General features: G+C 61.9%; 11 protein-coding genes. 1 reads left to right on the top strand and 10 read right to left on the bottom strand.

The window, feature by feature from the left end:
• The first annotated feature begins 8 nt into the window (after window positions 1–8).
• Window positions 9–1,841, top strand: coding sequence for an alpha/beta fold hydrolase (locus ACI3GR_RS03190; protein WP_407492543.1), 1,833 nt, complete (start codon window positions 9–11; stop codon window positions 1,839–1,841).
• Between the two features lie 126 nt (window positions 1,842–1,967).
• On the opposite strand, the gene recN is transcribed toward ACI3GR_RS03190, so the two are convergent.
• The 10 genes from recN to ACI3GR_RS03140 form a co-directional block, all read right to left on the bottom strand.
• The gene (gene recN / locus ACI3GR_RS03185; RefSeq protein WP_407492542.1) at window positions 1,968–3,614 is read right to left on the bottom strand and encodes a DNA repair protein RecN; all 1,647 of its coding nucleotides are present in this window, start codon (window positions 3,612–3,614) and stop codon (window positions 1,968–1,970) included.
• A 36-nt stretch (window positions 3,615–3,650) separates the two neighbouring features.
• Window positions 3,651–4,493: an outer membrane protein assembly factor BamD gene (locus ACI3GR_RS03180; protein ID WP_407492541.1), complete on the bottom strand. Its 843-nt coding sequence runs from the start codon at window positions 4,491–4,493 to the stop codon at window positions 3,651–3,653.
• Window positions 4,494–4,679: 186 nt separating this feature from the next.
• Window positions 4,680–5,603, bottom strand: coding sequence for a UDP-3-O-acyl-N-acetylglucosamine deacetylase (gene lpxC / locus ACI3GR_RS03175; RefSeq protein WP_407492540.1), 924 nt, complete (start codon window positions 5,601–5,603; stop codon window positions 4,680–4,682).
• A 231-nt stretch (window positions 5,604–5,834) separates the two neighbouring features.
• Entirely contained in the window at window positions 5,835–7,442 is a 1,608-nt protein-coding gene (ftsZ, locus tag ACI3GR_RS03170; RefSeq protein ID WP_407492537.1) for a cell division protein FtsZ, read from the bottom strand.
• Window positions 7,443–7,887: 445 nt separating this feature from the next.
• On the bottom strand, window positions 7,888–9,222 hold the full coding sequence (gene ftsA / locus ACI3GR_RS03165; protein ID WP_407492536.1) for a cell division protein FtsA: 1,335 nt from the start codon (window positions 9,220–9,222) through the stop codon (window positions 7,888–7,890).
• A complete protein-coding gene (locus ACI3GR_RS03160) occupies window positions 9,219–10,316 on the bottom strand; it encodes a cell division protein FtsQ/DivIB (protein WP_407492534.1) in 1,098 nt (365 codons plus the stop codon). Before ACI3GR_RS03160 ends, ftsA begins: the two co-directional genes overlap by 4 nt.
• Window positions 10,304–11,209 carry a D-alanine--D-alanine ligase gene (locus tag ACI3GR_RS03155; protein ID WP_407492533.1) on the bottom strand — a complete coding sequence of 302 codons (906 nt, stop codon included), beginning with the start codon at window positions 11,207–11,209 and terminating at the stop codon, window positions 10,304–10,306. Before ACI3GR_RS03155 ends, ACI3GR_RS03160 begins: the two co-directional genes overlap by 13 nt.
• A 113-nt stretch (window positions 11,210–11,322) precedes the next feature.
• Window positions 11,323–12,261: a UDP-N-acetylmuramate dehydrogenase gene (gene murB / locus ACI3GR_RS03150; RefSeq protein WP_407492532.1), complete on the bottom strand. Its 939-nt coding sequence runs from the start codon at window positions 12,259–12,261 to the stop codon at window positions 11,323–11,325.
• A gap of 57 nt (window positions 12,262–12,318) precedes the next feature.
• Complete coding sequence (locus tag ACI3GR_RS03145; protein ID WP_407492530.1) at window positions 12,319–12,609, bottom strand: hypothetical protein; 291 nt, start codon at window positions 12,607–12,609, stop codon at window positions 12,319–12,321.
• Between the two features lie 116 nt (window positions 12,610–12,725).
• The gene (locus ACI3GR_RS03140; protein WP_407492527.1) at window positions 12,726–13,928 is read right to left on the bottom strand and encodes an APC family permease; all 1,203 of its coding nucleotides are present in this window, start codon (window positions 13,926–13,928) and stop codon (window positions 12,726–12,728) included.
• Between the last annotated feature and the right edge of the window lie 56 nt (window positions 13,929–13,984).

The raw sequence follows: 13,984 nt of genomic DNA, 5'->3' as shown, positions 1-13,984 counted from the left end.
GGGCCTGCGTGACCGCGACTCGCAAAGCTATGGACGACGCCAATCCGGCTAATTCGGATCTGGCCGACGTGGACGACCCGGCCTTTCGCGCCGAGTTGCTGGACCGGATGTACGGGCTGGCGCTGGATCCATCCGCCCTGCCCGACCTGCTGGACCATTGGGACCGTCTGCTTGCCCCCAACTGGTCGGGCGCCAGCGGGGTGCGCCGGGACACGAAAAGCTCTCAGGGGTTTTTGAAACATGTCCGGCAGGTCGAAACGCTGCTGATCAAGACCCTTGGCGCCAATGTAATGCGGGCCGAGGATCTGGCGCTCTTGCCCTATCGGCGCACTGTGGCCTTCACGCTGGATCGTCATCTGCGGGTGACCGCGGCGAACCGTGGGGCGCGGGCCAAACTTGGGGTGACCCGCGGATCCAACCTGTCGACGCTTCGCGCCCGTGACGAAGACATTACGGCCCTCTCAAGTGCCGTCAAAGACCTGTTCCGCAAGCGCGGCCAAGCCGCCCCGCGCGTCATCCGCGCCCGGCACCGTGAAACCGACAAACCGATCCTTGTCAGCCTTGTGCGCAGCGAAGACGAGGCACAGGCAGGCTATGTTCTGGTGGCGACGACCGAATTGCACCTGTCCGCCGACCGGCTGGATCGCCTGCGGGATTTGCTGGGCCTGTCAGCGGCAGAGGTCGAGGTGCTGACCCTGTTGACGCTGGACCATTCCCCGGCCGAGATTGCAGCGCTGCGCAATAGGTCGCTGAACACAGTACGCACTCAGATGAAGTCGTTGATGACGAAGACGGAAAGCAACAGCCAGTCCGATCTGGTGCGACTTGCCCTGATGACAACGGTGCTGCCAGATGCAGGGGCCGACGCAGGGCATGGGACCAGCCAGATGCCGGTATCACGTGCCGGACTGGAACTGCCTGAGTTGCCGTTCCACCGTTTGGATCGCCCCGGTGGGCGCAAGATGGATTATCTGGAGTTTGGCGATCCCAAGGGTCGCCCCCTGATTTATATGTGTTCGAACTTCGGGCTGTCCCGCTGGCCTGCTGATGCAGAGCTGACGGCGCGACGTACTGACATCCGGGTCATCGTGCCGATCCGGCCCGGCTATGGCTGGTCAGACCCATTGCCGGCCTCGGCCAACCGGCTGGACGAAGTTACGCGCGATGCCATCGCCCTGCTGGACCATCTGGGGATCGATGCGGTCCACTTGCTGGTTCTGGACGAGGACATGATCTTTGCCTCTGAGCTTTATAAATATGCGCCGCATCGGGTTCTGGGTGTGCTGGGCTGTGCTGCCGCCCTCCCCTTCACGAGACCCGAGCAATATGGCCGCATGGGACGTTGGCATCGCTTTGCCCTTGGGACCGCGCGGTTTGCGCCACATCTGTTCAACTTTGCGGTTCACGCGGGCTTTGCCATGGCGCGGCAGCTCGGTAAGGCAGGGTTTGTCCGTGCAGTCTATGCCGGGTCACCGTCGGATATCGAGGTGACGCGGATTCCACGCGTCTTCGACGCAATCGACTGCGGGTCAGAGATTGTTTTGGGCGACGGCGTGGACGCGGTCGACGCCTATGCGCAGGACGTGTTGCTGTTTCACACTCCAACCTGGGCCGACGATTTTCGCCAAATGAGCCGAGACATCCCGGTGGTCGATCTGATCGGCGCAGAGGATCAAAGCGTGGCACCGCAGACCCGGCTGGAATTCCTCCAAGATTATCCGGACGTGCGGATCGAAACCCTTGAAAACGCAGGGGTCTTTGTGCTGTTCCAACACACCTTCACGGTTTTGCAATGGATGGAACGGCTGATGGGGCCGGCAGACCACTTGGACAGGGATTAAATTTTCGCCGCACCAGAAAAATCACCCATATGGGGTATGCGCCCACAAGGTTAACAGGCGTAGCAAAAGAACAGTAAATAGTGCTTCGGTGGGCCCCGGTCAGCTTCTGGTTGATCGGGGTTCTTGTTATCCCAGCAAGGCCAAGGCGGCTGCACGCGCCTCTGGCGTGACGCGATCGCCGGACAACATCCGGGCGATTTCATCGACACGGTCATCCTGCTGCAGTGGCGTCACTGTCGACAGGGTGACGTCATTCTGCACCTGTTTCGACACCCGCCAGTGATGCGCACCAAGGGCGGCCACCTGCGGCGAATGTGTCACCACCAGAACCTGCCCGGTCGCGGCCAGTTGTGCCAGACGGCGACCGACTGCATCGGCTGTCGCGCCGCCGACACCACGGTCGATTTCGTCAAATATCATTGTCGCGTCAGACCGTTCGCCGCGCAGGCAGACTTTGAGCGCCAGCAAAAAGCGCGACAATTCCCCGCCCGATGCGATCTTGTTCAACGCGCCCGCCGGGGCACCGGGGTTGGTGGCCACGGTAAACGTTGCTTCATCCGCGCCATCGGGGCCGGGATCGGTGGGTCGAAGATCGGTGGTGAAAACCGCCCTCTCCATCTTTAGCGGGGCAAGTTCTGCCATGACGGCGGCGTCTAGACGTTTAGCAGCCTCGGCCCGGGCAGCACGCAACTGATCGGCGGCGGCGTCATAGGCTTGGGTCGCGGCTTGAAACGCGGCCTCCAAATCCTTGATGTCGTCGGCCCCGCCGTCCAGCCGCGCCAGACGATCGCGCAGCGTGTCGCCAAAAGCGGGTAGGTCATCCGGCACGATGCTATGTTTGCGCGACAGGGCGCGGATGGCAAACAGGCGTTCTTCGGTCCGCTCAAGCTCCAGTGGATCGATATCCAGATCGTCCATGCAGCGGTCAACCTGATCCGAGGCCTCGCCCAGTTCCGTCGCCGCCCGGCCAAGTGCGGCAATGGCCCCGTCCAGACGGTCGCCCATATGTTCGGCGGCGTCTTCCAGCCAGCGCAGCGCGTCGGTCAGCAGGCTTTCCGCCCCGTCAGAGCCGAGCGCCTGCCCCGCACGGGCGATATCGTCGCGGACCTTGCCCGCGGCCTGCATCATGCGGCGTTGGGCATCCAGCGCCTCATCCTCACCCGGCTGCGGATCCAGCTTGTCAAATTCGGCCACGGCATGACGCAGGAATTCTTCTTCGGCCTGAACCTCTTCCAGAGTTGCGCGGGCGGCGGTCAGGGCCTTGTCGGCCTCGCGCCGTTTGCGCCAGGCGTCGCGGGTCGCGGCGGTCAGATCGGGCTGATCCATGAAAGCGTCCAGCAACGCAAGATGTCCGCGCGGGTTCAGCAGGCCGCGGTCGTCGTGCTGACCGTGCAATTCGATCAGCGTATCGGACAGGGCGCGCAGCACTTCACCGCTGGCGCGGCGGTCGTTGATCCAGGCGGTCTTGCGTCCGTCTGATGTGTTTACGCGCCGCAACAAAAGCTCTGGCCCCGTGGGGATCCCGGCTTCTTCCAGAATTGCATGGGCAGCATGGCCGTCAGGCAGATCGAAGGTCGCTGTGACCTCGCCCTGTTCAGCCCCCTGACGGACCAGATCGGCGCGTCCGCGCCAGCCCAGAACGAACCCCAGCGAATCCAGCAGGATCGATTTGCCCGCCCCGGTTTCGCCCGTCAGCACGTTCAGGCCCGGTCGGAACTCAAGCTCCAGCCGGTCGATAATCAGCATGTCCCGGATGTCCAAGCCGCGCAGCATGTGTCTAACCTGTCAGATCGCCCAAGCGGGTCTGGATCAAAGCCATTTGCCCTGAATCATCTGGCGGTAGATTTGCGACAGCCAGTTCTTGCCGCGGACCTTGGGTTCCAGACCCTGTTTGGTCAGCAGGCGATAGCTGTCTTCGTACCATTCCGTGGATTGGTAGTTGTAGCCAAGGATGGCCCCCGCCGTCTGCGCTTCGTCCGTCAGGCCAAGGCTCAGATAGGCTTCGACCAGACGATGCAGCGCTTCGGGCGTGTGGGTGGTGGTCTGGAAATCTTCGACCACGACGCGGAAACGGTTGATCGCCGCGCTGAAGTGATCCCGCTTAAGGTAGTAGCGGCCGATTTCCATTTCCTTCGCCGCCAGATGGTCGAAGGCCAGATCGAATTTCAGGATGGCAGACCGCGCGTAATCGCTTTCGGGATACCGTTCGATCACCGTCCGCAGGGATTGCAGCGCCTGGAAGGTCAGGCCCTGATCGCGGCCAACTTCGTCGATCTGATCGTAATAGGACAGCGCCAGAAGGTACTGTGCATAGGCCGCATCGTCGTCGGTCGGATAGAAATCGATATAGCGCTGCGCCGAGGCGCGGCTGTTCTCGTAATCCTTTTCCTTGTGATAGGCGAAGGCCTGCATGATCAGCGCGCGCTTGGCCCAGTCGGAATAGGGATACAGCCGCTCGACCTCACCGAAGTATTCGGCAGAGCGTTCGTACTTACGGCGATTCAGTTCGTATTCAGCCCGGCCGTAGATCTGTTCGGCGGTGAAAGATTCGATCGGCTCTCCGCCGATACCAAGGCCATCCGTCGACTCACCGCATGCGGCCAGAAAGGCGCACAGAAGAAGGGCTGCGGCACTAGATTTTCCGCCAGACAATCGAAACTCCCTCACGTGCCGCCTCTTCCGTCTTTTTGATGACTTGCTCAATCTCGGGTCGGCGCAACACCCCCCGTGTTACGCAGTTGTTAAGGGTCTAGCACAGAAAATCGGGGGGGCAAATCGACTTTAGCCCTAAATTTGGTGTCGGCTGCGCCCCATTGTAGCAGGGCTGGCATTAGCCGCTTAGGCGACCTGCGGAATCTCGGCCAGATGGACGCCTGCACCGGGCAGACGCGCAGCCTGTGCAGCACTGCAGTGTACCACGCGGTAGTTCGCCGGATCGCTGAAGACCTCACGCAACAGCGTGTTGGTCAGGTTATGGCCAGAGCGCGTTCCGGTGTAGAGCCCTAGAACCGGGCCACCCGCCAACGCCAGATCGCCAAGCGCGTCCAGCATTTTGTGACGCACAGGTTCGTCGCTACGGCGTAGACCGCCGGGGCTGACCACGTCGTCGCCGTCAAAGACCACGGCGTTTTCACCCGCGACACCACCCAAGGCCAAGCCCTGAGCCTGCATCGCATCGACGTCCGCCTGACGGCAGAAGGTGCGGCAATCGCACAGCTCGCGAACGAAGGTGCCGTTTTCCATCGTCAGATGTTTGGTCTGCGTCCCGATGGCCTTGTCGGCGAAGTCGATTTCGAACGCGATCTCCATCACGCGCGACGGCTCTAGCCGCGCCGTGGCGCCGCCTGCGGTCACTTCGACCGGGCGAAGAATTTCGATGGCGTGGATCGGCGCGGATTGAACCTGCAGGCCGGTTTCCAGAAAGGCGCGCACGAACGGGGCTGAGGATCCGTCAAGGATCGGCACTTCGGGGCCGTCGATTTCAATCAGCGCGTTATGGATGCCGCATCCTGCCAGCGCCGCCATCAGGTGTTCGACCGTCGATACAGACGCGCCCGACGCGTTCTCCAGCAGGGTGCAAAGGGGCGTGCGGTTCACCGCGCTCCAGATCGCGGGGATCGTCGCATCGCCGACGCGGATGTCAGTGCGGCGGAAAACGATCCCGTGGTTCACGGCTGCAGGACGCACGACAAGCGTGGCCGGTGCCCCAGAGTGGAGCCCGACACCTTTTAGATGAACTGGCGCTTTCAGCGTCTTTTGCACGACGTCCTCATTTCCCGGACATTTGCCTTTGCGAACCCAATGCTACCCATCGATTCCGGCAGAGTTTTTCCGTGCCATTTAAATAAGACCGCAGGGGGATGGCCTCAACTCACTCTTTGCAACGGAATGTAACATGCGGATTAATCGTTTAACCTCAGCCCCTAAACCATTGCCTCCTAACGAAAAACGGCCGCCCTAAGGCGACCGTTTCCCAAGGTAAACTTGGTTGGATCAGTTGGCCTGACGACGCAGGAACGCGGGGATTTCGATGCGTTCCTGATCCGGATTTTCGGCCTTACGCTGGGTTTCCTGCGTGCGCATTGCGGGCTGCGGCTTGGGGGCCGAAGCCGGCGCGGCGTGGCCACCGGGCTTTTGATCGCCGGTCATGCGGCCGATCAAAGAGTTGATGCCAAAGCGCGATTTTTCCTCACTCTCGGAGGCTGCCTGACGCGGGGCCGGAGCCTTGGTCACCGCAGCTTGCAGCCGTGCCAGCGTTTCAGCCGAAGGCTGGCCGGGGCGCGGGGCAGACGGCGCTACAAACTCGGCGCTTGGCGTCCGCTCTGCCCGGGCTTGGGGGGCAGGCTGCGGGGCCTCGTGCACGATCTGCGGACGGTATGCCGGGGCGGGAAGACCATCATCGGTTTCTTCCTCGGCATGGAATTCGTCTTCTGCAGCAGGCTCAAAATCGTGGAAGAGCGACGGCTCATCCGCCTCATCTTCTTCGACGGCAGCAAAGCTGGTAGCGGCCGGTGCTTCGTACTCAGGCTCGGGCTGAACTTCGATCTCAGGCTCAGCAGCTGCAGGGGCCACGAAGGCGGGGCGCTGTTCAGCAACGGCTGCACGGCGCGGCGTCGGGACATCGTTCGTCATCTCGGCGACGTCGATACCGGTGGCCACGACGGACACGCGCATCTTGCCCTGCATGGAGGTGTCGAGGGTGGAGCCGACGATGATGTTCGCGTCGGGATCGACCTCTTCGCGGATGCGGTTGGCCGCTTCGTCCAGTTCGAACAGCGTCAGATCGTCCGAGCCGGTGATGTTGATCAGCACGCCCTTGGCACCGCGCAGGCTGATTTCGTCCAGCAGCGGGTTGGCGATGGCCTTTTCGGCAGCCTGAATGGCGCGATCTTCGCCTTCGGCCTCGCCGGTGCCCATCATGGCTTTGCCCATCTCGTCCATCACGGCGCGCACGTCCGCAAAGTCGAGGTTGATCAGACCGGGCCGAACCATCAGGTCGGTCACGCCCTTAACACCTTGATACAGCACGTCGTCAGCCATCGAGAAGGCTTCGGTGAACGTGGTTTTTTCGTTCGCCAGACGGAAAAGGTTCTGGTTCGGAATAATGATCAGCGTGTCGACCATCTTTTGCAGCGCGTCCACACCGTCCTCGGCCTGACGCATGCGCTTGCCGCCTTCGAACTGGAAGGGCTTGGTCACGACGCCAACGGTCAGCACACCCAGTTCACGGGCAGCCTGCGCGATGATCGGTGCGGCGCCGGTCCCGGTGCCGCCGCCCATCCCGGCGGTGATGAAACACATGTGCGACCCGGCAAGTTGGTCGACGATCTGTTCAATGCTTTCTTCTGCAGCAGCCGCACCGATCGACGCCTTGGCCCCGGCACCCAATCCTTCGGTCACCTTCACACCCAGCTGGATGCGATGTTCGGCCTTGCTTTGCTGCAGGGCCTGGGCATCGGTATTCGCAACGACAAAATCGACGCCGTCCAGCGCCTTATCGATCATGTTGTTAACTGCGTTGCCGCCTGCCCCGCCGACACCGAACACGGTGATACGCGGTTTCAGTTCTTCCTGTCCCGGGACCGAGAGGTTCAATGCCATTGTTTTATCCGCCTTAGGAGCCATGTGTTGGGGCGCTGTCTATTCATGCCTATCGTTGATGAGCATAACCCGAGTCTCTGGCAACGTCACCAGCAAATATCCGGTTTCGGCCCAAAACCTGGGGGTAATCGGACAAAATCAAGCGTAATATTGCTGTTACACCGACATCTTGAAGCAAAGATTAGGCAAGAATAGTCGCCTTCGGAACAAGAATAGTCCGAACTTGTAACGAATCTCGCACCTTAGCGGCGGTGCGATTCTCTGGTTTTGATGCGGAAGACTGCCCGTCTGCCTGCGCCGGTTTGTCCGGTCTGTGTCGCAGCATACCATGGCGGACAGACCGAGTCACAGCGAATGCACTGGGGTTGGGCAAGGAATCGCTTGTTTTCACACCAAAAAAGGCCGCGTCGAATGCGCGGCCTTTTGAAATCGCAGGATTGGGTGCTTACCAGTTGTCTTTGAACCAGCGAACGGCGCGGCGCAGGCTTTTGGACGGGTAGCGATCGACAGGCACTTCGAAGTCCCACCATTCGTCCTGCGGGCGCGCTGCGAACAGGCACATCCCGACGGAGGACGCAAAGCCCGGCCCGGTCGCCGCCTGCGGCAGACCATGGACACGCAGCGGACGGCCAAGGCGCACGCGCTGGCCAAGGATACGAGAGGCGAGCCCGTCCAGTCCGGGGATTTGGCTGGCCCCGCCGGTCAGGACGATCTGCTGGCTGGGCAGATGATCAAAGCCGGCGGCATCCAGGCGATACCGGACCTCTTCCAAGATTTCTTCGACCCGGGGGCGCATGATGCCGATCAGTTCCGCGACAGAGACTTCGCGCCGGTCGTGGTTCCAATCGCCCGTGTCGCTTTTCAACTCGATCCGTTCCAGATCGTCACGGCCCGTGGCGACGACGCCGCCGTAGAAAGTTTTCAGCCGCTCGGCATGGGACGCGGGGATTTGAAGCGCCATGGAGATATCGCTGGTCACATGATCACCGCCCATTCGGACATTGTCGGCGTAGATCATATGTTTCTTCATGAAGATCGAGATGCCGGTCGTCGTACCACCCATATCGATACAGGCGGCGCCCAGTTCCTGTTCATCCTCGACCAAGGACGAAATGCCGGTCACGTAGGATGAAGAGGCGACGCCCGCCAATTCCAGATCGCAGCGTTTCAGACAATAGGCCAGGTTCTGTATCGCAGTGGCATCGACCGTCAGCAAATGCAGGTCGGTGGACAACTGGTGTCCAATCTGGCCACGCGGATCCGACAGACCAGAGCGATGGTCGAGCGTGAAGTTCACGGGCTGCGCGTGCAGTACCTCGCGCCCTGCCCCGTAATCCGGCACGTCGCAGGCGGCCAGAACGCGGGCGATATCCTGTTCGCCAACTGCGGGGCCTTCGACCTCGACCTGACCATCCAAACCGTAGGACCGCGGCTCCCCGCCCGAGAAGCAGGCGATCACGTGGTCGACACGGATATTGGCCATCTTCTGCGCCGCCTGAACGGCGGTGCGGATGGCGCGTTCGGCTTCGGGCATGGCATCGACTTCACCGAAGTTCACACCACGCGACCGGGTCGTTGCAGCGCCGATAACGCGGAACCCAACCTGACCGGCCAAGGGGCCAGCGGTGTCACCTTGGTAATGCACGCCCGACTGATCGATGCGCAGAACAAGGCAAGCGATCTTGCTGGAACCTACGTCCAGAACCGCCACCACGCCCCGCTGAAGGGCAGCCTTACGCATGTTGCGCATCGCGCGCTGAGTTTCATAGAGCATCGTCATCTGTCGCCGGTCCCCACAAACACGTCCTTGATCTGCCGCCAACGCTCTAGCGCGGGGGCGTTCATCCGAATGGTCGGGCGCGCGGCGAGGCGCAGGTCCAGCGCCGCGATGTCCCTGTTAAGTACGTCCTGCGCATCGTGCAGGGCGATTGCGCGTTCCAGCGCAAGGTCTGGCTGCGCGTCCGGCAGCATGATCCTGATGTCCGGGTACAGCACCACGTCCCACCGGCGATTGCCGATCCGCTCCAGACCGCGCAGGCGGTCGGCGAAGGGGGCTGCGATTTGCAGCAGGTTCAGGGCTTCTTCGGTTTTCGTATTGGCGCCAAAGCCCGCCACGACCGGCAGGTCAGGCCGGTCAGAGCGGCGGTCCAGTTCAGCAATCTCGATGCCCGTCTTATCCAGCACACGGATACCATCGCGTCCGCGCCACAACAGCGCGGGATCACGCTCGGTCACGGCGACCTCTAATACGCCCTGCTGGCGAATGCGGGCGCTGGCATGCGCCACAGAAGGCAGGCCTTGGATATTTTCGCGCATCGCGTCGAGGTCGAGGTCAAAGGTGCTGATCGGGAAATCGATCTGGACGATTTCGCGAATGTCAGCCTCAGTTTCATCCGAGGCGCCATCGACAGCCATCAGTTTGACCATGAATTCCGGGCGCGTCTGGATGTCGTTGCGCAACTCGTAGAAGGACATCAGCAGGTTGTCCCGGCGGCCTTCGTCAGACAGGTAAATGGCAGTGACTGCCATCGCGAACAGGAAGGGCAAAAGGATGCGGATCGTCAGCCGGTAGGCCGGGGTCAGCATGATCCGCTGCATGCGGTACGCGGCACGCGACGGGGCCGGGTCGGCCTTTTGACCGTTGGGCTGCGCCGGGCCCCTGCGGGCGGCCTGCGCACCCTGCACGCTGGCGACGGCGCGGCTTATCAAGGTTGCGCGCTGATCTTCGCTGGCCGGTTGCGGTGTGGTTCTGGGATGGGACCGCGCGGGGGTGGGCGCGGACAGTGTCGGTGTCTGGGCAGACGCTTTAATCGGCGGCGGCGTTTTGGGCCCCGCCTTCTGGGTCATGGCGCGGGTCGCGATCAGCGGTTGCATGACGCGTCCTCCACGATCCAGCGGCACAGCTTGCCGAAATCATAGCCACGCGCAGCCGCATGTTCCGGGGTCAGCGACGTGGGCGTCATGCCGGGCTGCGTATTGGTTTCCAACAGGATCAGCCCTTCCAGCCCCTTACTGTCGTCCCAGCGAAAATCTGTGCGCGACACGCCGCGGCAGCCAAGCGCCTTGTGCGCGCGCAGGGCGTAGTCGAGGCAGGCATCGGTAATCTCTTGCGGCAGTTCTGCAGGGCAGACATGGCGCGACCCGCCGGGTTTGTACTTGGCGTCATAGTCGTACCAGCCGTCGGTGATGATCTCGGTCACACACAGCGGACCTGGATCACCTTCGCCGGTGCCCATGACGGACACGGTCAGTTCTCGGCCCGGAATGAACTGCTCGACCATCAGCACGTCAGGCAATTTGTCGTCGACCTGCGGTGGGGAATTAGCGGCCTCGTGCACCAGATAGACGCCAACAGAGGACCCCTCGTCGTACGGTTTGACCACGTAGGGTGGCTGCATCACGTGGCGGGCGCGGATTTCGTCTTTGCAGGCAAGAACACTGTCGGCCACCGGCAAACCAGCCGTCCGATAGGCGGCCTTGGATTTTTCCTTGTCCATCGCAAGGGCCGAAGCCAGCACGCCGGAATGCGTGTAAGGGATCTGCATCCATTCAAGGATGCCCTGAACGCAGCCGTCTTCGCCCCAGCGACCGTGCAGCGCGTTGAACACAACGTCAGGTGAGATTTCCGCAAGACGCATGGAAAGATCGCGGCCTGCATCGACCTCGATCACGTCATACCCCTCGCCCCGCAAGGCGGCCGCGCATTCGCGCCCCGTTGACAACGACACCTCTCGCTCAGCCGAGGAGCCGCCCAACAATACCGCCACTTTCGGGGTTGTCCTGCTCGACGAACCCACTTTGTGCCTCAAGTTCCGGGCTTCTTGCCCATTTTTTGCTTATTGAACCGGAATGGTCCTGTATTCTGCTCTGCGTCGCGGCCTTAACCCTCTTTGGGGTCGTATTCACCGATGCGCATAATTTCCCATTCTAGCGTTATTCCGGACGTTTGGAAAACCTTTTTTCGCACTTCTTCGCCCAGACCTTCCAGATCGGCAGCTGTCGCATTATCGGCATTGGTGAGGAAGTTGGAATGCTTCTCGCTCATCTTCGCGCCGCCGCGCGTGGCCCCGCGCATACCCGCGTCGTCGATCACTTTCCACGCCTTCAGATCGTGCACGTCATCGTCCCGACCGGTGGATGAAAACCCGGCCGGATTACGAAAGGTCGATCCGGCGGTCCGGTCCTTCGTGGGTTGGGTTTCGTCACGCTTTTTCAGCTGGGCGTCCATGCGCGCAGACAACTCTTCCGGGTCGCCTTTTTCCGCTTTCAGCGTCACGTCGGTCACGACCCATCCGTCCGGTAAAGCGGTCTGCCGATAGGCGAATTGCAGGTCGTCTGCCGTCAGTTCAACCATGCGGCCATCGCGGGTGACCGCGCGGGCGCTGACGAAATGATCGGCGGTATAGATGCCATAGCAGCCCGCGTTCATGCGCAAGGCTCCGCCGATAGATCCGGGGATGGTCCGAAGGAAGGTCAGATCAAGGCCCGCGTCAGCCGCGCGGCGCGCAACATGGGCATCAAGCGCTGCCGCACCTGCGGTGACAAATTCACCATCACAGGTGATGGAATTGAAGCCACGCCCCAGCCGGATCACCACACCACGCAACCCGCCGTCGCGGACGATCAGGTTGGACCCGACGCCCATGGGAAAGACAGGAATGTCTGGATCAAGCTGAGACAAAAAGTTTGCGAGATCGTCAGCATCGGCGGGTTGAAAGAACCATTCAGCCGGGCCACCGACCCGCATCCACGTCAGATCGGACAGGGATCTTTGGGGCGTCAGCTTGCCCTGCGTGTCGATCTGGTCGGGGGTTGGCATGGATCAGTCTCCGCGGCGGTTTGCGCCGGGATAGCAATCCGCGCCCGTGGCGGCAAGTTACGCGGCCTTTTCCGCCCGCCGCCGCAGCTGACCCCGGCGGATCATGCGGCCGGACAGGCCCAGAACACTGCCCACCATCGTGCAGAACGCCAGCGATTCAATCAGCAGAACATCGCTGCCGGGAATGGGTAGATAGATCGTCTGCGCCATCAGCGCCGCACCGACCAACGGCAGGACGATACCCTTGGGCCACAGACCGTCAGATGTGGCGGCGTAGCAGTAGCTAAGCCCGGCCAGAAAAGCCAAACCCGATACGATGAAAAAGTAATACGTCTGGATAAATACCATCTGGCGGCTCCCCAACCTCTAGATATAACCGATGGTCCGCCATCAATATCTATTGGGCAAGCATATTTTCGCCTATAGGGCGAGTGATCGTGGTCCGAGTCTTTGTTGCAACAGTGTCAGTGCAGGATTGATGCACCCAAGGCCATCGCGGAAAGCACCAATCCCGCCACCGGCACCAGCATCGGCACACGGAACGGGGCCGAGGGCGCCCGACGCTTCAGCAAGATCAGGGCGAGGTTCACCAGAACGAACACCGACAACAGAACAAAGGACGTGGCGCCGGCCAGCGTGGCGACCGGCAGCACCAGCGCGGTCACGATCACGGCGGCGCCGATCAATGCGGTGGCCACGGCGGGGGTGCCAAATCGCGGATGGGCGCGGTGGAACATGGCGAGTGCAGCATGGCGTTCGCCCAACCCGTACAAAACGCGCGCGGCCATGACGATCTGTGCCAGCACACCGTTCAGCGCCGCCACCACGGCAATCGCCGATAGGAACCGCGCCTCACCCCCCTGCCCCGCCTGCCAGACCAGCGCCAAGGGGCGTTCGCTGGTCATCAGGATGTCCATAGGAACGGCGCGCACGGCGACCCAAGTCACCCCTCCGTACAGAAGCGCGGTGATCGCCAAAGACCACAGGATCGCACGCGGCAGGGTGCGGGCCGGATCGCGCACCTCTTCTGCCATGTTGACGATGTCTTCGAACCCGATAAAGGCGAAGAACGCCAGAACAGCGCCGCTGACGATGCCAGTCAAAATCGGGCCAGTTAGGTCTGGCGTCATGGCGGGCAACACAAGGTCTGGCGAAACAGGGGCTTTCATGCCTGCCCAGATGACCAAGGCAAGGCCCGCCACCTCGATCACCGTGAACAGCGCGGCAAGGGCGAGGCTTTCCAAAACGCCAATGATTGCCACCGAAATCAAAAGAAGACCGATGCCGATCATGGCCCATTCGGGCGGGATCGCGATCACCAGTTGCAGATAGCCCGCCCCACCCCGAAGAACGGCCGCCGCTGAAATTCCGCCAGCCACGACAATGGCCAAGCCGACGATCAGGGCCAGCGCGTCGATGCGGAAGCCTTGGGCGACATACAGCGCCTCACCCGCCGCGCGTGGCAATCTGGTGGAAAATTCGGCGTAGGATAGCGCGGTGGGCGCCGCGACAAGCCCAGCCAACAGGAACGCCAGCGGGGCGAAGATGCCAGCCTGCGCCGCGACGGCCCCGACAAGCACGTAGATCCCCGCCCCGACCATCACGCCGACGCCATAGGCGGTCAGCAATCCAGGGCCGATGCGGCGTTTCAGCTGGGTGTCGGGCATGGGCTCTCCGTTTTCGTCCGGGCCCAGTGTGTCAGAAACGCGATGGCAGCGACTTG

Origin of the sequence: Pseudooceanicola aestuariicola, from assembly GCF_045763785.1 — a bacterium.
In the GTDB taxonomy this organism is placed as follows: Bacteria; Pseudomonadota; Alphaproteobacteria; order Rhodobacterales; family Rhodobacteraceae; genus Pseudooceanicola.
This window is presented reverse-complemented; position numbering and strand designations above follow the sequence as displayed.